General features: G+C 35.7%; 25 protein-coding genes. 11 read left to right on the forward strand and 14 right to left on the reverse strand.

Going from position 1 to position 26,667, the window contains the following annotated elements; genetic code table 11:
* Positions 1–72: 72 nt before the first annotated feature.
* Positions 73–1,110 (forward strand): cysteate synthase, encoded by a 1,038-nt coding sequence (capA, locus tag BLQ00_RS07970; RefSeq protein WP_093142850.1) that lies wholly within the window; start codon positions 73–75, stop codon positions 1,108–1,110.
* Positions 1,111–1,245: 135 nt separating this feature from the next.
* Complete coding sequence (gene capB / locus BLQ00_RS07975) at positions 1,246–2,505, forward strand: cysteate-C-fatty acyltransferase (protein WP_093142852.1); 1,260 nt, start codon at positions 1,246–1,248, stop codon at positions 2,503–2,505.
* Positions 2,506–2,585: 80 nt separating this feature from the next.
* On the opposite strand, the gene BLQ00_RS07980 is transcribed toward capB, so the two are convergent.
* Together BLQ00_RS07980 and BLQ00_RS07985 are read right to left on the reverse strand one after the other, a co-directional pair.
* Positions 2,586–3,704 carry a GTP cyclohydrolase gene (locus BLQ00_RS07980; protein ID WP_093142856.1) on the reverse strand — a complete coding sequence of 373 codons (1,119 nt, stop codon included), beginning with the start codon at positions 3,702–3,704 and terminating at the stop codon, positions 2,586–2,588.
* A 12-nt stretch (positions 3,705–3,716) separates the two neighbouring features.
* Positions 3,717–4,739: a transporter gene (locus tag BLQ00_RS07985; protein ID WP_093142859.1), complete on the reverse strand. Its 1,023-nt coding sequence runs from the start codon at positions 4,737–4,739 to the stop codon at positions 3,717–3,719.
* 106 nt (positions 4,740–4,845) lie between these two features.
* Between BLQ00_RS07985 and BLQ00_RS07990 the strand changes: the two genes are divergently transcribed.
* The 3 genes from BLQ00_RS07990 (at position 4,846) to BLQ00_RS08000 (ending at position 8,916) form a co-directional block, all read left to right on the forward strand.
* Positions 4,846–5,109 (forward strand): DUF4834 family protein, encoded by a 264-nt coding sequence (locus tag BLQ00_RS07990; RefSeq protein WP_308425270.1) that lies wholly within the window; start codon positions 4,846–4,848, stop codon positions 5,107–5,109.
* Between the two features lie 79 nt (positions 5,110–5,188).
* Positions 5,189–7,630 carry a YfhO family protein gene (locus tag BLQ00_RS07995; RefSeq protein WP_093142866.1) on the forward strand — a complete coding sequence of 814 codons (2,442 nt, stop codon included), beginning with the start codon at positions 5,189–5,191 and terminating at the stop codon, positions 7,628–7,630.
* A gap of 5 nt (positions 7,631–7,635) precedes the next feature.
* Entirely contained in the window at positions 7,636–8,916 is a 1,281-nt protein-coding gene (locus BLQ00_RS08000) for a glycosyltransferase family 4 protein (protein WP_093142868.1), read from the forward strand.
* Between the two features lie 67 nt (positions 8,917–8,983).
* Here the strand turns inward: BLQ00_RS08000 and BLQ00_RS08005 are convergent, their stop codons facing one another.
* Complete coding sequence (locus BLQ00_RS08005; RefSeq protein ID WP_093142871.1) at positions 8,984–10,165, reverse strand: hypothetical protein; 1,182 nt, start codon at positions 10,163–10,165, stop codon at positions 8,984–8,986.
* Positions 10,166–10,510: 345 nt separating this feature from the next.
* Complete coding sequence (gene uvrA / locus BLQ00_RS08010; RefSeq protein WP_093142873.1) at positions 10,511–13,288, reverse strand: excinuclease ABC subunit UvrA; 2,778 nt, start codon at positions 13,286–13,288, stop codon at positions 10,511–10,513.
* Positions 13,289–13,539: 251 nt separating this feature from the next.
* On the opposite strand from uvrA, the gene BLQ00_RS08015 reads away from it, so the two are divergent.
* On the forward strand, positions 13,540–14,124 hold the full coding sequence (locus tag BLQ00_RS08015) for an RNA polymerase sigma factor (RefSeq protein ID WP_093142876.1): 585 nt from the start codon (positions 13,540–13,542) through the stop codon (positions 14,122–14,124).
* Positions 14,125–14,182: 58 nt separating this feature from the next.
* On the forward strand, positions 14,183–14,335 hold the full coding sequence (locus BLQ00_RS17570) for a hypothetical protein (RefSeq protein WP_175445425.1): 153 nt from the start codon (positions 14,183–14,185) through the stop codon (positions 14,333–14,335).
* Positions 14,336–14,402: 67 nt separating this feature from the next.
* Here BLQ00_RS17570 and BLQ00_RS08020 read toward each other — a convergent pair whose 3' ends face one another.
* Positions 14,403–15,059 (reverse strand): endonuclease III domain-containing protein, encoded by a 657-nt coding sequence (locus tag BLQ00_RS08020; RefSeq protein WP_093142878.1) that lies wholly within the window; start codon positions 15,057–15,059, stop codon positions 14,403–14,405.
* Positions 15,060–15,089: 30 nt separating this feature from the next.
* Here BLQ00_RS08020 and bcp point away from each other — a divergent pair, with 30 nt between their 5' ends.
* Positions 15,090–15,545: a thioredoxin-dependent thiol peroxidase gene (gene bcp, locus BLQ00_RS08025; protein WP_093142881.1), complete on the forward strand. Its 456-nt coding sequence runs from the start codon at positions 15,090–15,092 to the stop codon at positions 15,543–15,545.
* On the opposite strand, the gene BLQ00_RS08030 is transcribed toward bcp, so the two are convergent.
* Entirely contained in the window at positions 15,542–16,990 is a 1,449-nt protein-coding gene (locus BLQ00_RS08030) for a nicotinate-nucleotide adenylyltransferase (RefSeq protein WP_093142883.1), read from the reverse strand. The two genes, bcp and BLQ00_RS08030, sit on opposite strands and share 4 nt — an antisense overlap.
* Before the next feature lie 83 nt (positions 16,991–17,073).
* Here BLQ00_RS08030 and BLQ00_RS08035 point away from each other — a divergent pair, with 83 nt between their 5' ends.
* Positions 17,074–17,850 carry an MBL fold metallo-hydrolase gene (locus BLQ00_RS08035; protein WP_093142886.1) on the forward strand — a complete coding sequence of 259 codons (777 nt, stop codon included), beginning with the start codon at positions 17,074–17,076 and terminating at the stop codon, positions 17,848–17,850.
* Between the two features lie 20 nt (positions 17,851–17,870).
* Positions 17,871–18,350, forward strand: a complete 480-nt coding sequence (locus BLQ00_RS08040) for a hypothetical protein (RefSeq protein ID WP_217629426.1) — start codon at positions 17,871–17,873, stop codon at positions 18,348–18,350.
* Between the two features lie 36 nt (positions 18,351–18,386).
* Here BLQ00_RS08040 and BLQ00_RS08045 read toward each other — a convergent pair whose 3' ends face one another.
* The 8 genes from BLQ00_RS08045 to BLQ00_RS08080 form a co-directional block, all read right to left on the reverse strand.
* Positions 18,387–19,046, reverse strand: coding sequence for an alpha/beta hydrolase (locus tag BLQ00_RS08045; RefSeq protein ID WP_093142891.1), 660 nt, complete (start codon positions 19,044–19,046; stop codon positions 18,387–18,389).
* A 79-nt stretch (positions 19,047–19,125) separates the two neighbouring features.
* The gene (locus BLQ00_RS08050) at positions 19,126–19,455 is read right to left on the reverse strand and encodes a DUF4870 domain-containing protein (RefSeq protein WP_093142893.1); all 330 of its coding nucleotides are present in this window, start codon (positions 19,453–19,455) and stop codon (positions 19,126–19,128) included.
* Between the two features lie 49 nt (positions 19,456–19,504).
* Entirely contained in the window at positions 19,505–19,816 is a 312-nt protein-coding gene (locus BLQ00_RS08055) for a hypothetical protein (RefSeq protein WP_093142895.1), read from the reverse strand.
* Positions 19,817–21,073 (reverse strand): dihydroorotase, encoded by a 1,257-nt coding sequence (locus tag BLQ00_RS08060; protein WP_093142897.1) that lies wholly within the window; start codon positions 21,071–21,073, stop codon positions 19,817–19,819. It abuts the gene before it with no gap.
* A gap of 36 nt (positions 21,074–21,109) precedes the next feature.
* Positions 21,110–23,032, reverse strand: a complete 1,923-nt coding sequence (locus tag BLQ00_RS08065; protein ID WP_093142900.1) for a BatA domain-containing protein — start codon at positions 23,030–23,032, stop codon at positions 21,110–21,112.
* Between the two features lie 45 nt (positions 23,033–23,077).
* Complete coding sequence (locus BLQ00_RS08070; protein ID WP_093142903.1) at positions 23,078–24,274, reverse strand: GAF domain-containing sensor histidine kinase; 1,197 nt, start codon at positions 24,272–24,274, stop codon at positions 23,078–23,080.
* A 123-nt stretch (positions 24,275–24,397) separates the two neighbouring features.
* Complete coding sequence (locus tag BLQ00_RS08075; RefSeq protein WP_093142905.1) at positions 24,398–25,162, reverse strand: TIGR02757 family protein; 765 nt, start codon at positions 25,160–25,162, stop codon at positions 24,398–24,400.
* The gene (locus BLQ00_RS08080; RefSeq protein ID WP_093142908.1) at positions 25,163–25,822 is read right to left on the reverse strand and encodes an ABC transporter ATP-binding protein; all 660 of its coding nucleotides are present in this window, start codon (positions 25,820–25,822) and stop codon (positions 25,163–25,165) included.
* 218 nt (positions 25,823–26,040) lie between these two features.
* Between BLQ00_RS08080 and folE the strand changes: the two genes are divergently transcribed.
* Positions 26,041–26,640, forward strand: a complete 600-nt coding sequence (gene folE, locus BLQ00_RS08085; RefSeq protein ID WP_093142910.1) for a GTP cyclohydrolase I FolE — start codon at positions 26,041–26,043, stop codon at positions 26,638–26,640.
* The last annotated feature ends 27 nt before the right edge of the window (positions 26,641–26,667 follow it).

A 26,667-nucleotide genomic window follows, 5' to 3' on the forward strand; every position in this document is an offset into this window, starting at 1 on the left:
AATTAATTATGTATCTTTGTACCGTTTTGAATTAAAGATTTATAACTCAAAATTTGTTGCAAAATTCCCTTTATGAGAGAACAAATACAAGCCCACGATAGTATTTTAGATTTAATCGGTAATACGCCTTTAATAAAATTAAAAACTATCGCAGCTAAGATGAAAGGTAACTACTATGCAAAAGTAGAAGCTTTTAATCCTGGGCATTCTTCAAAAGATCGCATTGCACTTTATATTATAGAGCAAGCAGAAAAAAAAGGCATTTTAAAGCCTGGAGATACAATAATAGAAACAACAAGTGGAAACACAGGTTTTAGCATCGCAATGGTAAGCATCATTAAAGGCTATAAGTGTATTCTAGCTGTAAGCTCTAAATCTTCAAACGATAAGATTGACATGCTTAAAACAATGGGTGCAAAAGTATATGTTTGCCCAGCCCATGTAAGCGCTGACGATCCTCGTTCGTATTATGAGGTTGCAAAACGTCTTCACGAAGAAACAGAAGGTTCGGTATATATTAATCAATATTTCAACGAACTAAATATAGATGCACATTACAGTTCTACGGGACCAGAAATCTGGAACCAAACAAATGGTAAGATTACACATTTGGTAGCTTGTAGTGGTACAGGAGGAACTATTTCTGGAACAGCTCGCTTTCTAAAAGAACAAAATCCCGATATTAAAATTATAGGAATTGATGCTTTTGGATCTGTATTGCAAAAATACCATGAAACAAGAGAGTTTGATTCTAACGAAATTTACCCATACCGAATTGAAGGTTTAGGTAAAAATTTAATACCAACTGCTACCGATTTTGATGCCATTGATGCCTTTGTAAAGGTAACTGATGAGAGTAGTGCGCACACCGCTCGCGAACTAGCTAAAACAGAAGGTTTATTTGTTGGTTATACCAGTGGCGCAGCAATGCAAGGCTTAAAACAATTAGAAGAAGAAGGAGAATTTACAGACGATAGTAATATTGTTGTCATTTTTCCAGATCACGGTTCTCGTTATATGAGTAAAATTTATAGCGACGATTGGATGTCTGAACAAGGATTCTTTGATGCTAAAACAGAAGCATCTGTTGGGATAGAATACATCAAATAATTGTACAAAATATAAAGGTAAAGCTCTTCATTCACGTGAAGAGCTTTTTTTATGTTCATTTCTTCCTTTAAAATGGCATTGTTATGAAAATTAATTTGATTAATTTTGTGCCTTATTCTGAAAAACAGAAGTTTAATGAGAGACTTATTTGATAAAATATATAAAGATAAAGGTCCATTAGGAAAATGGGCAGAACAAGCTGAAGGCTATTTCGTATTTCCAAAACTAGAAGGACCTATCTCTAATAGGATGGGCTTCAAAGGAAAGAAAGTAATTACATGGAGTATTAATGACTATTTAGGATTAGCAAATCATCCTGAAGTTAGAAAAGTAGATGCTGAAGCAGCTGCAGAATATGGTTCGGCATACCCAATGGGAGCTAGAATGATGAGTGGTCATACTGATCTTCACGAGCAGTTACAAACCGAATTGGCTGCCTTTGTACATAAGGAGTCTGCATATCTTTTAAACTTTGGATATCAAGGAATGGTTTCTACCATTGATGCATTGGTGTCTAAAGACGATGTTATTGTATATGATGTAGATGCACACGCTTGTATTATAGACGGAGTTCGTTTGCATTTAGGACAGCGTTTCACGTACAAGCATAACGATATGGAAAGTATCGAGAAAAACTTGCAGCGTGCTACGAAAATGGCTGAGAAAACGGGTGGTGGAATTCTTTTAATTTCTGAAGGAGTTTTCGGTATGCGTGGAGAGCAAGGAAGACTAAAAGAAATTGTAGCACTTAAGAAGAAATATAATTTCCGATTTTTTGTAGATGATGCACATGGTTTTGGAACTCTAGGTAAAACAGGAGCAGGAGCAGGTGAAGAGCAGGGAGTTCAAGATGAAATTGACGTGTATTTTGCAACATTTGCAAAGTCTATGGCAAGTACAGGAGCTTTTATTGCTGGAGATGAAGAAATCATTAATTACCTTAAATACAACTTACGTTCTCAAATGTTTGCTAAATCATTGCAAATGCAATTGGTGGTAGGAGCATTAAAGCGTTTGGATATGTTACGCACGATGCCAGAGTTAAAAGCAAAACTTTGGGAGAATGTAAATGCGTTGCAAAACGGATTAAAGGATAGCGGATTTGATATTGGTACTACACAAAGTTGTGTGACTCCAGTATATCTAAAAGGAAGTATCCCTGAAGCAATGGCTTTAGTAAAAGATTTGCGTGAAAATCACGGAGTATTCTGTTCTATTGTTGTGTATCCAGTAATTCCTAAAGGATTAATATTATTACGTATGATTCCAACGGCATCTCATACAATGGACGATATAAACGAGACCTTAGAGGCTTTCTCTTCTATTAGAGAGCGTTTAGAGAATGGAACTTACAAACGTCTTTCTGCTGCTGTAGCAGCTGCTATGGGCGAATAAAACCAAATACATACTTATCGAAAAAGCCATCAGTTTTAAATTGATGGCTTTTTTTATCTTTAATAATAAGTAGTGATGCCTTATAAATCTTTCTTGTAAGTACTGCGTTCTTTATGTTGTACAGGGCTGTAATCTTTCCAAAGTAACTGAACTGCTGTGTTTTCAATCAGTTCTGGATTGGTTTCTACGGTTTGTATGCCTTTCGCATTAAACAGAAGTTGCATTTCTTCAAAAATAATTGCTGTAACTCCTTTTCCTTGGTATTCTGGATCTATTCCGATTAAATAAAAGGCAGCTTTTTCATTTTTCTTCTGGGCTTTCAGAATATGCATCCATCCAGTGGGAAACAATCTACCATTTGCTTTTTTTAAGGCTTCGGAAAAAGAAGGCATTACCACAGAAAAAGCGATTAATTTTTCATCTTTATCCTTAATGCACGTAATATAATCGGGGTGAATGAAGGAGAAGTACTTTTCTTTGTAATAATCTATTTGGTATTGCTGAATAGGTACAAACGTTTGTAATGTGTTGTAGGTTTTGTTTAATAACCCAAACATGTCATTAACATACGGTAAAATTTCTTTTTTGTTTTTGAAGCGTATCACAGTTAGTTGATAGCGTTCGCGTATAATTCGAGAAAACTTCTTTACTTTTTCAAAAGCTTCATCAGGGATGCTCAATCTGTATTCTACCCAAGTCGCTTGCTTTTCAAATCCTAATTGTTCAAAGTGTTTTTGGTAATAAGGGTAGTGGTACCATGTAATCATAGTGTTTAACTCGTCAAATCCTTTGGTTAGAATCCCGGCCTTTTCCATGTTTGAGAATCCTACAGGTCCTTCAGCATACTCTAAGTTGTGGGCTCTACCCGTTTCATACACCTTTTCAAGCAATGCTTTGGTGACTTCAATATCATCAATCATGTCTAACCATCCGAAGCGAACTTTTTTCTTTCCTACTTCTTCAATTTCTAAATGATTAATAATAACAGCGATTCTACCAACAGTTTTACCCTCTTTGATAGCTAAATAATAATCAGCATCTGCATTCTTAAAAACAGGATTTTTAGACGTATCTAGGGTTTCCATTTCGTCTTTAATTAACGGTGGAACCCAGTATTCGCAATTTTTATACAGTTGAAACGGGAACGTTACAAATTGCTTTAATCCTTTTTTTGATGTAATTTTTTGTAGTGTAATCATAAATAATATAGACTATAGCTTCGTCACGCTTTTACCGCCACCATCATCTTCAAAGCCATCTTTTCTTTTCTTCTTTTTATCTTTTTTGGTGTCTAGGTCTTTTTCTGTCTGCTTATCTTTCTTCAGCTTACGACCCTCTTTTCCTTTTTCTTCAATATATTCATCGGTATCGTGCATGTCGAAACGATACGCAACGCCAACTCTTCCGTAGAGACGGGAAGGAGTATCTTTAAAATTTAATAAGATAGAAGCATCTACGTGAAAATTCTTATTCACCAATGCAGCGGCACCCCCTCTAAATAATTGATCGGCGTAAAAATCACTTTTAAACCCTTGATTTTCTATGAATACTGAAAACCAATCGGTAAGTGTATGTGTTAGTGTAAGAATGTATCCATACGATGGAGTGTCAGTAGTAATACGATCTACCACAATATTGGTAACGAATACAAATCCACCCACCCAATTGTTTTGCGTTGAAAGCACAAATTTTGGACTAATACTACTGTCAGGTTCTAGTGTAAATGGATTGTCGGCAAAATCGAAATTTGCTCCTGCGTAAAATGAAATGGCTGGAACTAAATCTGCCCATTGAAATTTATAATTTGCTTTCCAACTGTATAAATTAGGTCCTTTAAGTTCCATTTTTCGATATGGATCATAAAAAAGGTACTTAGCACCAATGGTATTGCTTCTAAAATTACTTTGTTTGTAGGTATATGAGTTGGCACCGCGATTGTCGGTAACCGATTGTGATTCAAATTCACCAATAATACTTACTTCTAATTCTTCTCTCCAAAAACCATAACGAATCGCATAATCAAAGCCAAAAGCACTAGTTTCTGTTTCTTTTAAGCGATGTTCTTCACTTCCTAACGCAAATCCACCTTCTAGCTGCAACACATTTGTACCCACAGAAAACGCGCCTTGAGATGCACCAGGTCTGTTGTTATTAATGGTTTCGGTGTATTGAGCCATAACAGGACTCAAGGTAAGAAGTAGTATAATGGAAAGACAAAACGGAGTAGTCTTCATAAAGTTTAGGTTTGTTCCAAAGATATAAGATTTTATCATTTATTTAATAGTTCATTTTTTTCTTTTTCTACAGCAATTCTTACTTTTGAAAAAGATATTAATTAGTATGATGACTTTTCTAAAAACGATATTAATAGTCCTTCTGGTATATTACGGGTTAAAGTTTTTACTGAAACTTACAGGGCCTTATTTAATGCGATATGTAACCAAAAAAGCAGGGCAAAAATTTGAACAAGCTTTTGGAGGTGCTCAAAACGGAACCTCTCAGCCTAGAGAAGAAGGAAGTGTTATTATTGATAAAATGCCTTCATCCAAAACTAAAGGTACAAATACAGTTGGAGAATATGTAGATTATGAAGAAATAGACTAGTCTTCGTTATTTTGTGTTGTAACTACCTCTTTCTAGTAGATTTTTTATAATTTCCCCAATTGTTATTTATTCCTTTTCTATGCAATATTCTATAAAGAAATTACTACCTCATTTTATTGTTATACTCCTTTTTGTAGTCGTTGCACTCGCTTACTTTAGTCCTGTTTTACAGGGAAAAATGATTTTTCAAAGTGATATCGCACAACACAATGGTATTGCAAAGCAATTACGAGACTATCGTAAAGAAACAGGGAAAGAAACGTATTGGACAGATACGGCTTTTGGCGGAATGCCAACGTACCAATTAGGTGCAAAATACCCACATAACTATATTAAAAAATTAGATTTAGCACTTCGCTTTTTACCGCGTCCTGCAGATTATCTATTCTTGTATTTTATAGGAATGTACATTCTATTTTTAGTTTTAAAAGTAGATTACAAACTGGCCTTTTTAGGAGCACTCGCCTTTGGGTTTTCCACCTATTTAATTATTATTTTGGGTGTAGGACACAATGCGAAAGCCCATGCGATCGCCTATATGCCTTTGGTGCTTAGCGGAATTGTACTCACATTTCGAGGAAAGTATTTCTACGGATTTTTACTTACCGCTGTCGCAATGGCATTAGAATTGGTTTCAAATCACTTCCAAATGACGTATTACTTACTGTTGCTTGTTCTTTGTTTGGGAGTTGCTTATTTAATAGATGCTTTCAGAAAAAATATGTTGCCTCATTTCGGAAAAGCTATACTCGTATTGCTAGCGGCTGTCATTGTTTCTATTGGTTTGAATGCCACCAATATATTGGCAACCAAAGAATATGCAGATGCCTCTACGCGAGGAAAGAGTGAATTAACAATAAACCCAGATGGAAGTCCGAAAGAAGCCACCAATGGATTGGAGTACGACTATATCACAGAATACAGTTACGGAAAATTAGAGAGTTTTAATCTCTTTATCCCACGATTTATGGGAGGAGGCTCTGGCGATCCATTGCCTGATGATTCGAAAGCCTTTGATGAATTGTTAAAATTAGGTGCTTCACCGCAAGAAGCTGGCGAAATTGTGAGTCAGTTGCCTGTATATTGGGGAGATCAGCCTATCGTTGCTGCACCTGCGTATCTTGGAGCGGTTATTATTTTCTTAGCCGTTTTAGGTTTGTTTTTAGTTAGAGGCCGATTGAAATGGTGGGTTACAGGAGCATTTGTATTAAGTCTTTTATTGTCTTGGGGAAAGAACTTCGACTTTTTAACCGACTTTTTTATTAATTACGTTCCTTTATACAATAAGTTTAGAGCCGTTTCGTCCATTCAGGTTATTATAGAATTAGTGGTGCCTGTTATTGCAATTGTTGGATTGCAACAATGGTTCAATGCTTTTGAAAGAGACGAAGAAAAAAAGAAAGCATTGTTGTATTCTTTAGGAATCGTAGGAGGACTTTCGGTACTTTTTATTCTTTTTAAATCAACATTATTCAGCTTTAGTAGTCCGTATGATGTAATGATTCGTGAGCAATTAGGAACACCTTTAGTAGATGCACTTCGTGATGACAGAGCTAGTTTGTTTACTTCAGACACTTTGCGTTCATTGGCGTTTGTATTAGGAACAGCAGGCGCTTTATGGTTCTTCTTGAAAAATAAGATTTCAGAAAAAATTACTTTTGCATTGCTAGCTGGGTTGATTGTTTGCGATCTTGTTTTGGTAGACCGCCGTTATGTAAATAACGAAGATTTTGTGCAAGCGAGAACGATGGAGCAACCTTTTCAAAAGACAAAGGCTGATGCACAAATTTTAAAAGACGATGGTAATTACCGCGTGTACGATGTTACCGTAAATCCTTTTAATAGTGGTCGCGCTAGTTATTATCACAATGCGCTAGGAGGGTATCATGCTGCAAAACCAAGAAGAATACAAGAACTTAGCGATTTCTATTTGAGTAAAGGAGATCCTGGAATTTTGAATATGATGAATGTAAAATACATCATCACAGAAAATAAAGAGTACGAATCTGTCGTGCAAGAAAATCCATATGCGAATGGAAGTGCTTGGTTTATTCAAAATGTAATACTCGCAGAAGATGCCAATCAAGAGATGTTGCTTTTGGATAGTTTAGATACGAAGACAACAGCTGTAATTCATAAGGATTTTATTGCTGAAATTCCAACCAATAAAGTAACTCGCGATAGCACTGCAAGTATTGACTTGGTTCGTCATGAGCCACAACATATTGTGTATGAAACAGCTTCCACAACAGAACAAATAGCCGTTTTTTCTGAAGTGTATTACCCAGAAGGATGGAATGTATATATAAATGATACACCAGCCACGTATTTTAGAGCCAATTATGTGTTACGAGCAATGCGAATTCCTTCCGGTAATAATAAAATAGAATTTAAGTTCGAACCTACAGTAATACAGACGGGGAGTACTATCAGTCTTGCTAGTAGTATTGTTTTTCTACTCATTTTTGGTGGTGGTCTATGGTATTATTTTAGAAAGAAGGAACAGCCTACTAACTCTTAATTACTGTGAAGCGCGCTCTAATTATTACTTATTATTGGCCTCCCGCTGGCGGTCCTGGCGTGCAACGTTGGCTTCAGTTTGTTCGGTATTTTAATGACTTCGGAATTGAACCCGTAGTATTTGTACCCGAAAATCCACACTATCCCTTACAAGATGCTAGTTTTGAAGCGTTGGTACCTGAAACGACTGAAATTTTAAAATTTCCCGTAAAAGAACCGTATCGCTTGGCAGGATTTCTTTCAAAAAAGAAGACAAAACAAATAAGCAGCGGAATAATCTCTAATAAAGAGCAATCTGTGTTGGAAAAAACGATGCTCTATGTGCGGGGTAACTTTTTTATTCCCGACGCTCGTGTAGGTTGGGTAAAACCTTCCGTGGCATTTTTAAAAAATTATATTTCTGAACATCCCGTAGAAACTATTATTACAAGTGGTCCGCCGCATAGTTTACACTTAATTGGTATGGAACTTCAAAAGGCATTTCAATTAAAATGGATTGCCGATTTTAGGGATCCTTGGACTACCATACATTATCATAAGTCGCTTCGGTTGACAAAAGCTTCAGAAAAAAAACACAAAGATTTAGAAAAAAAAGTACTCAATACAGCAGATGCTATTGTGGTTACGAGTCCGACCACCAAAAAGGAATTTAGCCTTTTAACATCAAAACCAATTCACGTAATTACCAATGGATATGTAGCTTCCGAAGAAATGCATCCTGTTTTGGACACCCAGTTTTCAATGGCGCATATTGGTTCATTATTAAGTGAGCGCAACCCGAAGGTATTGTGGAAGGTTCTCTCTGAAATTGCTTCGGAAACACCCTCGTTTCAAAATAATTTAGAAATTGTTTTAGCAGGAACCATTAGCGACGAAGTATTTGAAAGTATATCTAAATTTGGTTTGAAAGATAATTGCAAACATTTGGGGTACGTTTCTCATGATGAAGCGTTGAAACTACAGCATAATTCGCAAGTCTTGTTGCTTATTGAAATAGATAGTCCAGAAACGCGTGCCATTTTACCAGGAAAGATTTTTGAATACTTGGCTGCTTTTCGTCCCATTTTAGCAGTAGGACCAAAGGGAAGCGATATTGAAGGCATTTTAACGGAAACCAAAAGTGGTGTGTTTTATAATCCTTCGGAAGAAAAGGAGTTGAAAAAACAAATTCTTCAATGGTATGAAGCGTATTTAGACGGAACTCTTTCGGTTGCTTCAGAAGGCGTTGAAGCGTATAGTAGGAGGGAACTTACGCGAAAAATGGCGGCTCTTATAAAACAAGTATAAAAGCGAAATCCCTGCGCTTCATCAAAGATGAATTACAAGGATTTCTAACTAACCAACCAAAAAAATCTTAATGTCTTCTACTTGTTGTAGTACTGCGTGCATTTGAGTTTGTACTACGTTTCGTAGTTGTAGCTCTAGCAGTTGTATTTCTAGTAGCACTTCTCGTGCTAGTTGTTCTTGCTGTTGTAGCTTTTCTAGTGCTACTTGGAGTTACGGAGCTTCTCTTTTGAGGAGTTGCAGTGGTAGCTCTTTTTGTTGTACTTCTTCGTGTTGTTGAAGCATTGTTTTGTCCAGAAGTTCTCGTCGTATTTCGTACAGTCGAACTGTTTTTAGTAGTAGAAGCTCTTTGAGTTGAAACACTTGAATTGTTTCGCTTCGTTGTATTTGCTGTGCTTCTACGTGTTGAACTTGCTGTTTCACTCTTACGAGGTGTTGTTGCTCGTGTCGTTGTAGTATTACTTCTAGTGTTCGCAGTTGTTGCTCTTCTAGTTGTAGCAGTACTTCTTCTAATATCTGTCGCCATCGTATTTCTACGGTTTGCGTTGTATTCTCTATTTACTGCAGTTCTGCCGTTTTTATAATGTACATAACTTCCAGGTCTGTGAAAACTTCTTCGTGCATTTTTATAGGCTACATTCGATCTATTGTAGTAATAGTTTCTATGTACACTATAACTGTATCGTACAGGAGCGTAGTGTGTGCGGTATGGGTAATCGTACACGATGCAACTTGAAAATATTGGTTGCACATAATAGGCATGCCATGGGCGGTAAACGTAAAATCTGTTGTACACGTTAATATATCCTGTATATCCTGCATAATACCCGCGATGGTCATAATTGATGCGTAATCCACCTACACGAACAATACGTCTATCATTGTATTGAATATCTACGTTACCTGCTTGTGTAATACGTCCGTAGCCATCGTAATAAATTGGCACATCTTCAATTTGTATTACAGCACCATAATCGTCATACTGTACATACATTTCGTAATCGCGACCAGAGTTAAAGCTAATATTCACATTGGGAGTGTTTACTTGAACTTGAGTTCCGTTGTTTCGACCTATGTATGCAAAATCGAATTCACCATTTGCGAAAACTGAAAATTCTACACCACCTTCTTCAAAGATGTACACTTTACCATCGTAATTTGTAATGGTGTATGCTTCGGAAACTTCTGAAGTTGCCTTTGCTGTTATTCCTATTAAAAGGAAACTGAGTACTAGTGTTGCTAATTTTTTCATAACTGTAATTTTTAAGTTGTACTTGCTTTGTTTTCTTGGTCAGCCTTGTACGCTTATGTAATTACAACGACCGTGCCAAGAATTTCAACCTTGTGTTATGAACAGTGTTTTAAGGGGTTTAAAGCGTTTTTGTTTTGTAAAGAACTATTTTAGCGAAGCACGTATCTTTCCGAAGTAAACAAAAAAAACCGCCGAAACTTTTAAAAGAATCGACGGCATTTAACTAACCAACCAAAAAATATGATAGAATAATAACTCTTAGTAGCAAGAAATTATTCTAATATGTAGAAAGCAAGCATCGTGCCAAGATTTTAAAAATAGAAAGCTGCTTTAGCTAATTATTTACTAAATTTTCTCTTTCAAATAAGCAGCGGTAAACGATTCCTTTACTTTAACTAATTCTTCAGGAGTTCCTTGCGATAATACTTGTCCGCCAAGTGAACCACCTTCAGGACCTAAGTCAATAATATAATCAGCACATTTAATAAGATCCAGATTATGCTCTACCACAATAACGGTATGACCTTTATCTAGCAACGCATAAAAGGAGGCTAATAATTTTTTAATGTCGTGGAAATGCAACCCAGTAGTAGGTTCGTCAAATATAAAAACAGCCTTTTCTTTCGTAGTTCCTTTCACTAAAAAAGAAGCCAGTTTGATACGTTGTGCTTCCCCGCCCGAAAGGGTAGAAGAGCTTTGTCCTAATTGTACGTAGCCCAAACCAACATCTTGCAGCGGTTTTAGTTTTTTAGTGATTTTAGTTTCATTGTGAAGTTCAAAAAAACCAATAGCATCATCAACCGTCATGGTAAGAACGTCGTCAATGTTTTTATTGTGAAATTTTACTTCAAGTACTTCTTTTTTGAAACGCTTTCCATTACAAGTATCACACACTAAATGTACATCGGCCATAAACTGCATCTCGATAGTAACTTCACCATCTCCTTTACAAGTCTCACAGCGTCCACCATCAACATTAAATGAAAAGTGCTTTGCTTTGTAAGCTCTAATGTCCGAAAGTTTTTGATTGGCAAAAAGGTTTCGAATATCGTCGTATGCTTTTATATAGGTGACAGGATTCGATCTACTAGAGCGACCTATCGGATTTTGATCGATAAACTCAATGCTTTTAATATTTTTAAATTCACCTTCTAAGGCCGTAAACTGACCAGGTTTTTCACCAAAACCACCAATTTCTCTGTGCAATGCTGGATATAGTATCTTTTTTACTAATGTACTTTTTCCACTTCCTGAAACTCCTGTAACTGCTGTAAAAACACCTAAAGGAAAGGTAACATCAATATTTTTTAAATTATTTTGTCTTGCTCCTTTAATATGAATTGCATCTTTCCAGGTTCTTCGTTTCTTCGGAACCTCAATAGAAAGGGTGCCGTTTAAATACCCCGCAGTTAGTGAATCCGATTTTAAAATAGCTTCATAGTTTCCTGTTGCCATAACTTCACCACCAAAAGTTCCTGCTTCTGGTCCGATATCGATAATTTCGTCGGAAGCTTTCATAATATCTTCGTCGTGTTCTACGACAATCACGGTGTTTCCTAAATCACGAAGCGATTTTAATACGTCTATAAGGCGTTCAGTGTCTTTTGGATGCAATCCGATGCTTGGTTCATCTAAAATATACATAGAGCCTACAAGACTACTTCCTAGCGATGTTGCAAGGTTGATGCGTTGTGATTCTCCTCCCGATAACGTATTCGATTTTCGGTTTAAGGTTAAATACCGTAGGCCTACATTCATTAAAAAGCCTAAGCGGTTATTAATTTCAACCAACAGGCGTTTCGCAATTTGTTGGTCGTGTTCTGAAAGTTTTAAATTTTTAAAGAATTCAGCAACTTCATCTAAAGGTAAGCTTACTAACTCCTGAATTGAGGTGTTATTAATTTTCACATATCCAGCTTCAGGGCGTAATCTATTTCCTTTACAGGTTGTACATTTCGTTTTTCCACGATAGCGAGATAACATCACGCGATTCTGAATTTTATAGCTCTTCGCTTCTAAGTCAGCAAAAAAGGAATTTAATCCTTGAAAATATTTATTTCCATCCCAAACTAGTTGTTTTTGTGCTTCTGAAAGTTGAAACCAAGGTTTGTGGATTGGGAAATCAAATTTATAGGCATTGTTTACCAGCTCGTCACGATACCAGCTCATGCTTTCTCCACGCCAAGCGAAAATAGCGTTTTCATATACCGAGAGTCCTGTGTTAGGGATTACTAAATCTGTGTCAATTCCAATTACATCACCGTAGCCTTCACAGGTTGGACATGCGCCAAACGGATTGTTAAAACTGAATAAGTGTACATTGGGTTCAACAAATACAACACCATCGGCTTCAAATCTATTGTTAAATTCGGTGCGTTTTCCTTCTGAAAGTTCTTCAATATACAACTCACCTTTTCCTTCAAAAAAAGCAGTTTGTGTAGCATCGGCTAAGCGATTGTAGAAATCTTCATCATTCTTAGTGATAATTCTATCTACGACTAATTCGATGTTCTTCGGAAGCTTTTGTTCTTTTAATTCATCAATACGTACCACGGTGTCTTTAACTTTAACACGTGCATATCCTTGTTGGGCCAATGCCTGAATTTTATTCTCCATGGTTCTTCCTTCTTCCAAATGAATAGGAGCGAGGAGGAGCAGTTTTTCACCTTCTGGGTATTCTTTTATAAATTTAATAACATCGGTAACGGTGTCTTTTTGTACTTCTTTCCCAGAAATAGGAGAAATGGTCTTACCGATACGCGTAAATAATAATTTAAGATAATCGTAAATTTCGGTAGAGGTTCCTACGGTAGAACGTGGATTGGTTGAGTTTACTTTTTGTTCAATAGCTATTGCTGGAGCAATACCTTTAATAGCGTCCACTTTTGGCTTGTCTAATCGACCTAAAAACTGTCGTGCATAAGACGATAAACTTTCTACATACCTGCGTTGCCCTTCAGCATAAAGTGTGTCGAAAGCGAGGCTAGACTTACCACTACCCGAAAGTCCAGTAATTACCACGAGTTTATTTCGAGGAATTACAACGGTGATATTTTTTAAGTTATGAAGCTTAGCGCCCTGAATTAAAATATTCTTTTTAAGATCTACTGTTTCCGTATTCAATACTTGTATTTTTTAAAGGAATTTTACAAAGATAACACATAGAATTTGTGTTATCTATTTTGCATTAATTATAATTAGATAAAGAAATATTTAACTTTATTTTTGCATTTGTCGATAGTTTGTTGTTATATTTACGGCTCTAACGATATTAATTTAAATTATTGCCTATAGCATATCATTACTTTTTATAATTAAGAACACAGTAGCTAAAGAACCCATTATGGGTTGTTTGTATAAAAAAAAGTATTGATATGAAAAAAAGCACAAACTCAGATGCGCTTTTAGTAAGTGCATATATGCAAGGCGATGAATCTGCACTTAGTGAGTTAATCACAAGACACAAACAACGAATATTCAGTTTTATATACTCTAAGGTATTTGATCGTGATGTATCTGAAGATATTTTTCAGGATACCTTCATAAAGGTTATTAATACACTTAAAAGAGGCGCTTACAATGAAGAAGGTAAATTTCTTCCTTGGGTAATGCGTATTGCTCATAATTTGGTAATCGATCATTTCAGAAAAAATAATAGAATGCCAAAATTTGAGAATAGTGGAGATTTTAATATTTTCTCAGTATTGTCAGATTCTTCTTTAAATGCAGAAAAAAGCATGATAAAAGGGCAAGTTGAAAATGATGTAAGACGTCTAATTGAAGAACTTCCTGAAGATCAAAAAGAAGTGCTAATGATGCGTATTTACAAAGATATGAGCTTTAAAGAAATTAGCGAACAAACAGGGGTAAGTATCAATACTGCCTTAGGTAGAATGCGTTACGCTCTTATAAATTTGCGTAAAGTAATTGAGAAGCATAACATTATATTAACGAACTAATACAATAAAGTATTTTTTGCGGCGTTATTTAGAAACATTAACCTCAAAATAATGTTATATGCAAAAAATGTACTCTGAAACTTCACGTGAGGAGCGCGTGAATGAAAATTTAGCTCCGAAAGAAGGAACGATTCGTTTTCTTCTGGATTATTCTAAGGCTTTAAGTGTTATAGATTATAATAAATTGAAGTTTGAAGCACTTCTAAACTAAACTTTGACCCTCCTTTGTTTTATATAAAGGAGGGTTTTTATGTTTAGAGTCTTAGTTGAAAAAAGATTTATTTTTTCTTCTGAAGATTTTCTGCTATAACCGATTTTCTTCCTATAGTTGATGTGATAATATCTTTTTCAAGATTCCATCCTCTTGCAGGAGAATACTCCCGACCATACCATATTATCTGTAAATGAAGATCGTTCCAAAGTTCTTTTGGAAACAATCTTTTAGCATCCTTTTCTGTCTGAACTACATTTTTTCCATTTGTAAATCCCCAACGGTATAACAATCGATGAATATGCGTATCTACTGGAAATGCAGGAATCCCAAACGCTTGCGACATTACCACACCCGCAGTTTTATGACCCACTGCAGGGAAAGATTCTAACGCCTCAAAACTAGCGGGAACTTCACCGTTATAATCTTCAATTATCATTTTCGACAATCCATAAATTCCTTTCGCTTTCATAGGAGATAGCCCTACAGGTTTAATAATCTCTCGAATTTCTTCTACGGAAAGTTTTACCATATCATACGGGTTGTCGGCTACTTTAAATAGGAGAGGCGTAATCTTATTTACGCGTACATCGGTGCTTTGCGCTGAAAGTAATACGGCAATTAACAGTGTATAAGGGTCTTTGTGGTCTAACGGAATCGGAATTTCCGGATAGAGTTTTTGTAATGTGTTAATTACGAAGTCAACTTTTTCCTGCTTGTTCATTTTTGGTTACTTTTATACAAAAATAAGCGAATGGACACATTAAAAGAAGGAAGTAAGGTACCAAACTTTACAGTAAATGATCAAGACGGAAATCCAATTTCATTAACAGACTATGCAGGAAAGAAATTAGTTGTCTTTTTCTACCCAAAGGCAAGTACTCCTGGTTGTACAAATGAAGCGTGTAATTTACGAGACCATTACAAAGAATTACAAGATGCGGGATATCATTTATTGGGTGTAAGTGCCGATTCTGAAAAAAGACAAGGGAATTTTAAAACGAAATACGAATTTCCATTTCCGCTCTTAGCAGATGTTGATATGGAAGTGATCAATGCATTCGGAGTTTGGGGACCGAAAAAATTTATGGGTAGAGAATACGACGGGATTCACCGTAAAACCTTTATTGTAAATGAAGAAGGTATTGTAGCTCGCGTAATTGATAAGGTTAAAACTACCAATCACGCGGCACAAATATTAGAAGATTAAACAGTCGTTTTCTTTGAATTACAACTGAAGAGTGATTTACTTTTAATTATTTCTGAAACTCCTTCAGGAAGCATTTTTTCCCAGCCTTCCTCACCAGATTCAATCTTAGAAAGAACTTCTCTTGAGAAAATATTAAGTATATCGGGGTTGTAGTTGTCTATATCGACTACTTTCCCGTTGTACTTAAAGAATTTGTACAATTCCTTCATACGTGGGTGAACCTTCAAGTTTTCACTCGTAGTAAATTCTCCGGTTTTAGCATCCTTCATTGGATACAAGTACACTTTTAAGTCTTTAAAGAATAACTTTCCGAAGGCTTCCAAAATACCACCACTTAAATGACGGTAATATTTCTCGTCAAAAACGTCTACAAGGTTGTTCACACCCATCGCGAGACCGATGCGCATTTTTGTATAACGAGAGAAATATTCTACTAGTTTGTAGTATTCTTGGAAATTCGAAATCATTACAGTATGTCCAAGGGAGCATAGCAAACGAGCGCGATCCATGAAATCTTCCTCATCTATTTCTCCCTCTGCACGAAGGTTCGATAAGGTGATCTCAAAAATAACTTCGGTTCTGTCTTTTTCCACCCTGTTTTCTTCCAAAAACATTTCGTACGATTTATTGTACATGTCGATGTTTACTTTGGTTACAGGACGAAAACTACCTCTTAACGCTAGTATGTTTTTTTTATATAAAATTTTTGCTGGCAGAATGTTATGTCCGTCAGGTCCAAACATAACAGCATCAGTCATTCCGTTTTTAATAAGCTGAAGACTCATTAATCGGTTGTCTACATTTTCAAAATTAGGACCAGAAAAGTTAATGGTATCAATTTCAATTTTGTCTTTATCGATGTGATCGTATAAATAACGGAGTAGTTTTTTAGGAGTGTCGTATTTGTAATACGCACCATAAATAAGGTTTACTCCTAGAATCCCTAAGGTAATTTGCTGCAACATGGCGTCGTTTTCGTGAAAACGTACGTGCAATGTTATTTCATTATACTCTTCGTTAGGGTCTATTTGGTACCGAATACCAATCCAACCGTGTCCTTTGTATTTTTTAGCAAAATCGATGGTTGCTACCGTGTTGGCGTAGGCGAAAAATAATTTGGTAGGATGTTTTTCTCGAATAATTCGCTCTTCAATTAAATTGATTTCATGCGAAAGCATTTTTTTAAGGCGAGACTCAGTAACATACCTTCCGTCTTTTTCAATTCCATATATGGCATCACTAAAATCTTTGTCGTATGCAGACATCGTTTTAGCAATGGTTCCAGACGCTCCACCAGCTCTAAAAAAGTTTCGAACAGTTTCCTGTCCCGCACCAATTTCGGCAAAAGTACCGTAGATGTTTTCGTTTAGATTTATTCGTAATGCTTTATTTCTAATGGAGGGAATATCTTCAAATTCTTTATCTCCTGAAATGTGATCTGGCATAGCAACGATGTATTATTTTTTCTTACGAACAAAGGTAGTAAATACAATAGGCAAACAAAAAAAATACTGTTATTTTTGTACAGATGAATTCAAGTATAACCGTTACATTTTTAGGCACAGGAACTTCACAAGGAATCCCTGTAATAGGCAGTGATCATCCTGTCTGTAAAAGCACCAATCCAAAAGATAAAAGACTGCGAGTTTCTGTGATGTTGCAATGGGATTCTGCAACCTATGTAATAGATTGTGGTCCTGATTTCAGACAACAAATGCTTCGTGAAAATGTCTCTAAAGTGGATGGCATCTTGCTTACTCACGAGCATAGCGATCATACAGCAGGTATTGATGATATTCGTCCATTCAATTTTAGACAAGGTAATATTCCTTTCTTTGCTGAAAAGAGGGTGTTTGATGCGTTGAAACAACGTTTTGCTTATATTTTTGAAACTGAAAATAAGTACCCTGGCGCTCCAACAATAGATGAAATAGAAATTGATAAGGATTCTGTTTTTACGCTAGCAGGGAAAGAAGTTATCACAATTGAAGCATTACACAATACATTGCCTGTTTTAGGGTTTAAAGTAGGCGGATTTACGTATTTAACAGATGTAAAAACTATTGCTGAAACTGAAATAGAAAAAATTAAAAACACCGATGTATTGGTGATAAATGCCTTACGAGAAGCACCGCATCAATCACATTTCAACTTAGCGGAAGCATTGGCATTTATTGAAACGGTAGCTCCTAAAAAAGCATATTTAACACATATTAGTCATTTATTGGGTTTTCACGACGAAGTTGAAAAACAATTGCCTAACAACGTACATTTGGCGTACGACACCTTAAAAATTATAGTATAGTTATGAGAAAAAGTATTTTTATGTACTTGTTTTTTTTCGCAGTATTGTTTATCATTTTTCAATACATGAATGAAAAAACCATTTTTGAATCACAGGAAAGACAAATAACAAGTCTTACCGAAAAGGCAGTGAAAGCAGCTGATTCTGTAGAAACATTAAACAATCGAGTGCTTGACCTTAATTACTTCACCTTACAAGGGAATGAAAATGCGGTTTCTTATTTTGAAGGCATAGGATTGGATGCCCAGAAAGTAGAAGCGATGGTGTCAGATATTATCTACGATAAGAATGTAGAAGCAGGAGGGAACTCATTAATTCCAATGGAAGGGATTAATGGCGTAATGCGTATTAACAAACTTAAGTTTTTAAATCATAAATGGATTCTAGCCGATTTTTCAGACGGAACACATTGGGGTGAAGTTGTTATCGAATATTTCTTTGATGAAAAGAATGAGCTTCATTTAAAAACATTGTCTTCTACGCTCTATCCTTCAAAATAAATTTGAAGGATTTACAACACTTTCCGAAGTAAAAAATTAGCAATTCTTTTTAGAAAGCCATTCCTTGAATTCATAAAAATTTTGAGGTGACACACCGTGGCCAACTGGAAATTCAGAATAGGTGCAATCAATCCCTAACTTTGCTAAGAAAGGCTTCGTTTTTTGTGCCCACGCTAACGGAATTACCTGATCTACGGTTCCGTGAGAAGTGTAGATGTTTAATGTACTCAAATCCTTTTCAGCATAGCCGTCTAGCAATAAGTCTTCATTAATATAACCGCTCAAACCAATTACATTCTTTACTTTTTCAGGATAACTTAGCGCTACCGCAAAACTTAAAATGGTTCCTTGACTAAATCCTAAAAGCGTTATATTGTCTTTCTGAATGTTGTACTTTTCAATAATCTCATCGATACATTTCGCAATTAAATCGCGTGATGCAATAGCTTGTTCTGTATCGCTAAACTTTCCGTCGGTGGCATCAAAATAAATGTTGTACCAAGCATTTCCATAAGGCTGCATTGGGATTGGTGCTTTTAACGAAATAATAGTGTAGGTATCTGGAAGTTCAGTTGCAAAGGAGAATAAGTCGTTCTCGTCACTACCAAAACCATGGAGCATAATGATGACTGGAGAGGCTTCAGAAGGGTTTGCAGGTGCTTTGTAGTTGTGTTCTAATAAAAGAGTTTGCTTCATAATTATATATAAATAATGTCGTTAACAGCTAAAATATTCAGCAGCTAACGACATTACAAATTTAGTATAATTTAAGGGTTTATCCTATGCCCTTAAACCAATCTTGAAACTGAGCTCCTAATAAGGGAACTAATTTTTTCTCTCCTTGAACGGCTCCTACAAAACCTAATACCCAAAATACCAAAATGGCTATTTGTATAATCCAGCTTAATATTGCAATACCAACAAAAGAGGCAACTACAGAAAGAGCAATTGCTGTTATAATGATTCCTAAAGATTGTCGAAGATGAAAGGCACCAAGATCTGTCTTGTCTTTATCGTGCATGATGTAAGCGATAATCCAGCCTATAAGCGTGATGTAAGAAATGATAGCAATGGTTTTACCGTCGCTTTTAGAAACTTCTGTCATTGTGAGATTGTTTTAATGGTTACTATTAAAGTATATAAATATACGTTATCTAGTCTAGAAATGTAAACCATTGTTGAAATTTCTCACTTATAAATGGAATCCCTTTTTGCTGATTTGTAATCGCCATGAGTAAAGAATATGCCCAAAGCACAACTGTAATCCAATATACATAAATTCCCATTTCGTAGTTTTGAAGCGCTACAGAAGCAAATAAAAAGATAACCAACCCGAACATGTTTTTAACATGCCAAGTCACAAAAGGATGTTTGTCTTCTCTATTTACAAAAAAGGCAATAAGCATCCCTATAAATGTTAAGTAGGCAATTACGGCGTATTTTTTTCCAAGAGGTGCGTTGCTCATTTAGTTTTGAATTACAAGTTGTTTGTTTGCGTAAATCCCGTACGCTTTTCCTTTTAGTTTGCTGTTTAAAAAAGCTGCGTTTTTTGAAGTAGAAATAATATCATTTTCAGTAAACGTCCAATCACCATTCGGATTGAAAAGTGTGATATTGGCTTCAATTCCTTCTGCAATCGCTTCAGATGGAACTCCGAATGTGGTTTTCAAAGCCGTTAAACGTGAAATCGTTGTTTCTAAATCGATTACACTATTTAAAGCGCCAAAGCAACTCTCCAGACCAATGCTTCCGAAGTGTGCATGATCAAATTCTACTTTTTTGTGCTCAATATCGATAGGATTGTGATCGCTCGTAATTGCATCGATAGTCCCTTCTTTTAGCCCTTTTCGAAGCGCTTTTACATCTTCTATAGTTCGAAGTGGGGGCACTATTTTAAAATTGGTATTGAAACTTTCTAACACAACATCTGTATGGTACACATTCGAAATAGCAACAGTACAGCTAACGTTTAATCCTTTCTTTTTGGCGTCTTTGATAAGTTGCACCGATTTTTTTGTTGAAATAGTCGGAATGTGTAATCGACCTCCCGTATATTCTAAAAGGTATAAATCTCTTGTAATTTGAAGCTCTTCGGAAAGTGCCGGTATTCCTTTTAAGCCCAATTTGGTACTATTAATACCTTCGTTTACCATTCCGTTCCTCGCGACGGAGGCATCAAAAGGAAACGATTGTACGAGTCCGTTGAAGCCTTGCGCATATTGCAATGCAATTTTTAAAAGATTGGCATTGACAATCGGTTTTTTATAATCGTAGAAGGACACAGCGCCTTCGTTTTGCATATCGTATAATTCGGACAAATCGATACCGTTACTTCCCATGGTTAAAGCGCCAATAGGGTAGAGGGATACTGCGTTTCCTGCAGCTTTCGATTTTAAAAACTGAATATTAGCCTTGTTGTCTGTAACAGGAAAACTATTTGCGTTTACAGCAACTTGTGTAAATCCGCTTAAAGCAGCCGTTTTAAGTCCGTTTACAATTGTTTCTCGCTCTTCAAAACCTGGTTCTCCGAACGAAACACTTGTATCAAACCAACCTTGCGAAATGTGTAAATTGGGAAGTGAAACTTCTGTCACCTTTTTAGAGTTGGGAATAGAAGCGGCAATTTTTGAAATCGTTCCATTTTCAATAAGTACATCTCGTTGTTTGAGATGGAATTTGCTTGAGGAATCAACAATCGTAACCGATTTTAGTAAAATATTCATTTTAGTTGGATATGTGTTGATGTATCATTTTTATAGCTAATTCTTTTTAAACTTTAAAATTAGCATTTCTAAGAGCAGAAATAGCAGTGCAAAAATAACAAACCATTTCCAAAAACTGTTGATTGTGTTCTCCTTTGAGATGTTAGTAAACAGCGCGTCTATATTTTTATACGTTGTAACACCATCCCAAGTAGTAGCATCGGCATATTGCAAATGACTCTCGCTGCGATTGTAGTTATAACTTATATTTTCAAGAAACTGCTCTTTGCGTTTTATTTGAAAAATCCCTGCATTCGTAGGCATTTCGGTGGTCGTAATATTAACTTGATTGGCTTTTGTTTGCTGTAAAGGAATAAAACTATTAATACTGTCTTGAAGGGTTAAAATTTCATCTTGAATCAATGCTACGGGAACTGAAAAAGTGTTTTGCTGTCCAATGTTGTAATACAATTTTGGAAGCTTCAAGCTTTGCTGTGCCATATTGTAAAGCGTAGGCACGATTAAAGGTGAATTCTGAAAGTTTGAATTTTCCGAGTTAATCGCAGCAGTACTTATATAGGTGTTTTGCTTCTGAAGAATAAAGGGTTTTCCATCTTCAAACTGAAGCACAGCTGTGGCATTACTACTAGCGTCGTAGTATGAATTTACTTTCGGATATTGAAAATTTACCACTCTTTTTTCGAAAACATCGCGGTATAATGGATGGTCGAATACAATTTGTGTAATTTGTTTTTCTTGTTTTCTTTCTTCGGAAAAATTACCGATTGAGAAGCTGTTTAGAAGTGTATTAAAACTTGTGATATTGGTTTCTTCTGAAGGAATCACAAAAAGGCTTCCGCCATTATCGCTGAACGATTTTAATGCGGTCGTTAAAGAAGTAGGAATGTCTTTTACTTCGTTTACCACGATGAAATTTTGCGTAGCAATATCGTTGTAATTTAGGCTGTTGAACGATTCTTGTTGGTATTCAAACTCTGGCTGATTGAACAAGCGTTGTAAGTAATTTGCGTTTCCTTCATTTATCGATAATACTTTAATCTTCTGAGGGGTATTAATACTAAAATATAAGGTATTGTCGAACGTTAGATTTGGATCGTTAATTTCTAATCTTCCCTTAAAAGTTTCCGAAGTATTGATATCGAAGGTAATGGTGTTTTTGGCCGTTTCACTAAAATCGACAGCAGTTTTAGCGATTAATGTAGCGCCATTATACAACGAAATAGGAACGGTTTGCGTGTTTTTGGCAAGTGACGATACCACAACATTCAGTTTTGTAGTCGTTGTGTTTTTTGTGTCGATATAAGCAGTGTCTATCGCAATATTTGACATTGCATCAGGTTTTAGCTGTACTGCATCTATGGTAAGGTCTTGCGGTGTTTCAGGAAAGGCTTCCTTCAGTTGGAAATCTGAAATATACACTAGACGCTTAAAACTTCCTTTCTCTTTTGAATACAACTGATTTGCTTTCAGTAATACTTCCGAAGGACTTAATTGCTTTTGTGAATACGAAACTTTCAGCAGCTCACTTTTAAAGTCTTGAGGTGCTGCATTTTTTCTTGAAAAATCATTCGTAAACCAGCTTATTTTTTCAGAACCAGTTCGTTCGTATATCTCTTTGATAGCACGTTGTAATAACGGTCCTTGCGACCCTTTGGCTTGCATGCTAAAGGAATTGTCAAGATACAGAACAGTCTCTTTATTAGTGTTTAAAGCCGTTTTTGAAGCGGTAAAAGGTTGTGCAAATGCAAGAATAAGACACGCTAAGGCACCTAAACGCATTAAGAGGGTGAGCCATTTTTTAAGTTGTGAACTTTTTCTGGTCTGAATGGTTACCTTTTTTAAGAAGGCTACATTGGTAAAATCTACTTTTTGGAATCGCCGAAGCTGAAAAAGATGAATAATAATAGGAATGAGTAAGAGAAAAAGGGCGTAAAGAAGTTCTGGGTGTTTAAACTGCATTCCTAAAAATATTTTTCAAATATATAAAATGCTATGTAATTATAGTTACTTCTTTAAGGTAAAGGTAAAAGTACTTCCTTTATTTATTTCAGAATCTAGCCATATTTGTCCGCCAAGTTTTGTAACAAGGCTATACACAGTGGCTAAACCAATTCCGGTGCCTACATTTCCATTTCTATCTTTTGTGCCAGAGGTTTTAAACATTTCAAAAATATCTTCTTGAATGTCTTCATTTACACCAATACCATTGTCTTTTATAATAAATTTATGGAAGGCGGGACTTTCAGAATACGAAATATTCACGATAAGTTGCTCCTTATCGTTGTATTTTAATGCGTTATCTACAAGATTTAAAATTATTTGGGTAAGCGCAGCCTTATTTACATTTTTAATGGTCCCAACATTAGGGTACGTAAAATGTATATTGTCAAGAACAAGCATTTCTTTAATTTCGTTAAACAAGTCTGAAAAAGCAATGTCTTCTTTTTTAATATCTAGTAATTCGCCTGCATTGTAAAAATCTAAAATTCCTGTAATGTAATTTTTTAGCGTCAATGAGGATTCTTCTATGTATTCTAAGTACTGAAGAGAGTCTTCATTTAAGTTGCCTTCATTTTCGTCTCTTAATAAGCGCGTAAGTGAGGTAATATTAGCTAAGGGCGATTTTAAATCGTGAGAAACCAAATGTGCAAATTGGTGTAAACGTTCGTTGCGTTTTTGTTGTTCAATTTGATACTCAAGTAATGCATTGTTTTTTGAATGTAACTCAAATAAATTAACAACCTGCTTTGATAATAAAATAATAGACTTTATTTGTTTGTACGAGAGTTTTCGGGGTTTTGTATCATAGATGCAAAGGGTACCTAGCGGATATCCATTTTTATTAATTAAAGGTGCTCCAGCGTAAAAAACAGTCCCAAATTTTTGGAGAATAGGATTGTCCTTAAAGCGTTCATCTTTTCGTGTGTCTTCAATAATAAAAACTTCTTTTTCTTGTAAAATTGCGTGTGCACAAAGAGATAAATCCCTTGGAGATTCTTTAATTGCTATTCCAAAATGAGATTTTAAAAAATTACGATCAGAATCAAGTAAGGTGATTAATGAAATTGGTACTTCGCAGATGGATGCTAATAACGAAGTTATATTGTCAAAATCCTTTTCAGGTAAAGTGTCCAATAAATTGTACTGTTTTACCTCTGCAAGTCTTTCGATTTCATTTGTGGGCTTTTTTGGGGGAATCATAGGTAATTGGTTATGATTATAAAGATACAATACAATAAAGTCTAGACTTTGTTAAGATTATAATAAAAGTTAGATAACAATCTACTAAATTTTTAATTACTTAAAACGAACGAGAGATATTAGTTAAAATTTTTCAAAAACCCCTAATCCAAACAAGGCAAAATCGTATTTAACAGGATCGTTGGCATCTAATTTCCGAAGAGAAGTATCTAACTCTACTAGTGCTTTTCCATCATTTTGTTTCCGAGTTAACAACTTTAATTTTCGCGCAACGTTTCCAGAATGCACATCTAACGGACAAGATAGTTGCGCACTTGAAATCGAATTCCAAAGTCCAAAATCTACGCCTGTCGTGTCTTTCCGTACCATCCAGCGCAAAAACATATTGATTCTTTTTGCTGCGGAATTTTTTAAAGGATCACTAACGTGTTTTTGGGTTCTAGGAAGGTGTGGTAAACTAAAAAAGGTGTTCTTAAAATGATGAATCGCTGGCTGAAGGCTATCAGCTTCTGCATACTTCGAAAAAACACCTTCTAGTCCGTCGTGGTTTAGATAGATGTTTTGCAATGCTTTCATAAAATAAGCGAGATCTGTTTCATTAAAGGTTCTGTGTACAAAGCCTGAAAGGTGTTCTGTGTCTTTATCTGAAAAATTTAGCACAAAATCATACGGAGAATTCCCCATGATGTCTAACAATCGTTTTCCGTTGTTTATAATGCTTTTTCGGTTTCCCCAAGCAATAGTGGCCACTAAAAAACCTGCGATTTCAATGTCTTCTTTTTCTGAAAAATGATGCGGAATTTGAATCGGATCACTCTCTATAAAATTGGTCGTATTGTATTGTACAACTTTCTCGTCTAGAAACTCTTTAAGCTCGTTTTTTGTCATTTATAAAACAATTCTACCGTCTTGCATCACCAATTTCCGATCTGCCATGGCAGCTAATTCTTCATTGTGTGTAACAATTACAAAGGTTTGTCCAAACTCATCACGTAGTTTAAAAAACAAGTTGTGAAGATTTTCAGCGCTTTCGGTATCTAAATTACCACTTGGCTCGTCGGCCAATATAATGGCTGGATTGTTAATTAACGCTCTTGCTACAGCCACACGTTGTTGCTCTCCTCCCGACAATTCATTCGGTTTGTGTGACTCTCTGTGTGAAAGCCCTAAGAACGATAATAATTCTTTGGCTCTTTTTTCGGCTTCAGACTTAGGGGTGTTTTTAATAAACGCCGGGATACACACATTTTCTAAAGCTGTAAATTCGGGCAATAGTTGATGAAACTGAAAAATGAAACCAAGATTTTCATTTCTAAACTTTGCCAAATTTTTTCTACTAAGTGTCGAAATATCTGTCTGATTAATGGTTAGGGAGCCGCCGTTTGCATCAATAGAGTCTAGGGTACCTAAAATTTGAAGGAGTGTCGTTTTTCCAGCTCCAGACGCACCAACGATCGAAACTATTTCACTCTTTTTTATCTGTAAGTCAACCCCTTTTAACACGTGAAGTGTGTCGTAATATTTATGAAGGTTCTTTGCTATAATCATTCAGAATCGTTTATCGTGTGAAAGTAGTATTTTCGTGGTTATTATCCAATAAATAGGAGCGAAGGCTTTTCAGAAAAGAGGGAATTATTCTTTTTTTTACAATACAACGTACTGGTCTGTAATTTTTCCGAAGAAAAAGGACTGATAAACTGAAAACAATAGTGCTTAATTGCCTATATTTAATTTTAATAAACAATTGCATAAATAGAAAAACATACATGGGATCTTATAAATTCTTTGAAGAATACAATCACGAAGTAACTGACGATTTAAAAAATAATTATTCCGATATTTTAAAAGGTATTGGTGAAGATGTAACTCGCGAAGGGATTGTGAAAACACCCGAACGCGCTGCAAAAGCAATGCAGTTTTTAACCTCTGGGCATTGTCAAGATCCAGCCGAAATATTAAAAAGCGCCATGTTTGCAGAGTCGTATAACGACATGGTTATTATAAAAGATATTGAATTGTATTCCCTTTGCGAGCACCATATTTTGCCATTCTTCGGAAAGGCACATATTGCATACATTCCGAACGGTCATATTGTTGGACTGAGTAAAATACCAAGAGTGGTAGATGTGTTTGCACGTCGATTACAAGTACAAGAACGATTGACACACGATATTTTGGAATGTATAAACGATACTTTAAAACCAAAAGGTGTTGCTGTTGTAATTGAAGCGTCTCACATGTGTATGATGATGCGTGGCGTTCAAAAGCAGAATAGTATGACAACGACTTCAGGTTTTCGCGGACAGTTTGAAAAAATTGAAACTCGAAACGAATTTTTAAAATTAATAAGTTCCGATTTGTCGTAAGGCGTTACTATTTTGGAGGGCTAATTC

Source organism: Ulvibacter litoralis (genome assembly GCF_900102055.1).
GTDB lineage: Bacteria > Bacteroidota > Bacteroidia > Flavobacteriales > Flavobacteriaceae > Ulvibacter > Ulvibacter litoralis.

Excerpts from the sequence above, each read along its gene's own strand:
- BLQ00_RS08050 (WP_093142893.1), bottom strand. The coding sequence starts at position 19,455 with ATGACAGAAGTTTCTAAAAGCGACGGTAAAACCATTGCTATCATTTCT.
- BLQ00_RS08040 (WP_217629426.1), top strand. The coding sequence starts at position 17,871 with ATGTACTTGTTTTTTTTCGCAGTATTGTTTATCATTTTTCAATACATG.
- BLQ00_RS08045 (WP_093142891.1), bottom strand. The coding sequence starts at position 19,046 with ATGAAGCAAACTCTTTTATTAGAACACAACTACAAAGCACCTGCAAAC.
- folE (WP_093142910.1), top strand. The coding sequence starts at position 26,041 with ATGGGATCTTATAAATTCTTTGAAGAATACAATCACGAAGTAACTGAC.
- bcp (WP_093142881.1), top strand. The coding sequence starts at position 15,090 with ATGGACACATTAAAAGAAGGAAGTAAGGTACCAAACTTTACAGTAAAT.
- capB (WP_093142852.1), top strand. The coding sequence starts at position 1,246 with ATGAGAGACTTATTTGATAAAATATATAAAGATAAAGGTCCATTAGGA.
- BLQ00_RS08005 (WP_093142871.1), bottom strand. The coding sequence starts at position 10,165 with ATGAAAAAATTAGCAACACTAGTACTCAGTTTCCTTTTAATAGGAATA.
- BLQ00_RS08015 (WP_093142876.1), top strand. The coding sequence starts at position 13,540 with ATGAAAAAAAGCACAAACTCAGATGCGCTTTTAGTAAGTGCATATATG.
- BLQ00_RS17570 (WP_175445425.1), top strand. The coding sequence starts at position 14,183 with ATGCAAAAAATGTACTCTGAAACTTCACGTGAGGAGCGCGTGAATGAA.
- BLQ00_RS07990 (WP_308425270.1), top strand. The coding sequence starts at position 4,846 with ATGATGACTTTTCTAAAAACGATATTAATAGTCCTTCTGGTATATTAC.
- BLQ00_RS08080 (WP_093142908.1), bottom strand. The coding sequence starts at position 25,822 with ATGATTATAGCAAAGAACCTTCATAAATATTACGACACACTTCACGTG.
- BLQ00_RS08030 (WP_093142883.1), bottom strand. The coding sequence starts at position 16,990 with ATGCCAGATCACATTTCAGGAGATAAAGAATTTGAAGATATTCCCTCC.
- BLQ00_RS07985 (WP_093142859.1), bottom strand. The coding sequence starts at position 4,739 with ATGAAGACTACTCCGTTTTGTCTTTCCATTATACTACTTCTTACCTTG.
- BLQ00_RS08035 (WP_093142886.1), top strand. The coding sequence starts at position 17,074 with ATGAATTCAAGTATAACCGTTACATTTTTAGGCACAGGAACTTCACAA.
- BLQ00_RS08055 (WP_093142895.1), bottom strand. The coding sequence starts at position 19,816 with ATGAGCAACGCACCTCTTGGAAAAAAATACGCCGTAATTGCCTACTTA.
- BLQ00_RS08060 (WP_093142897.1), bottom strand. The coding sequence starts at position 21,073 with ATGAATATTTTACTAAAATCGGTTACGATTGTTGATTCCTCAAGCAAA.
- BLQ00_RS08070 (WP_093142903.1), bottom strand. The coding sequence starts at position 24,274 with ATGATTCCCCCAAAAAAGCCCACAAATGAAATCGAAAGACTTGCAGAG.
- BLQ00_RS08065 (WP_093142900.1), bottom strand. The coding sequence starts at position 23,032 with ATGCAGTTTAAACACCCAGAACTTCTTTACGCCCTTTTTCTCTTACTC.
- BLQ00_RS07995 (WP_093142866.1), top strand. The coding sequence starts at position 5,189 with ATGCAATATTCTATAAAGAAATTACTACCTCATTTTATTGTTATACTC.
- BLQ00_RS07980 (WP_093142856.1), bottom strand. The coding sequence starts at position 3,704 with ATGATTACACTACAAAAAATTACATCAAAAAAAGGATTAAAGCAATTT.
- BLQ00_RS08020 (WP_093142878.1), bottom strand. The coding sequence starts at position 15,059 with ATGAACAAGCAGGAAAAAGTTGACTTCGTAATTAACACATTACAAAAA.
- BLQ00_RS08075 (WP_093142905.1), bottom strand. The coding sequence starts at position 25,162 with ATGACAAAAAACGAGCTTAAAGAGTTTCTAGACGAGAAAGTTGTACAA.
- capA (WP_093142850.1), top strand. The coding sequence starts at position 73 with ATGAGAGAACAAATACAAGCCCACGATAGTATTTTAGATTTAATCGGT.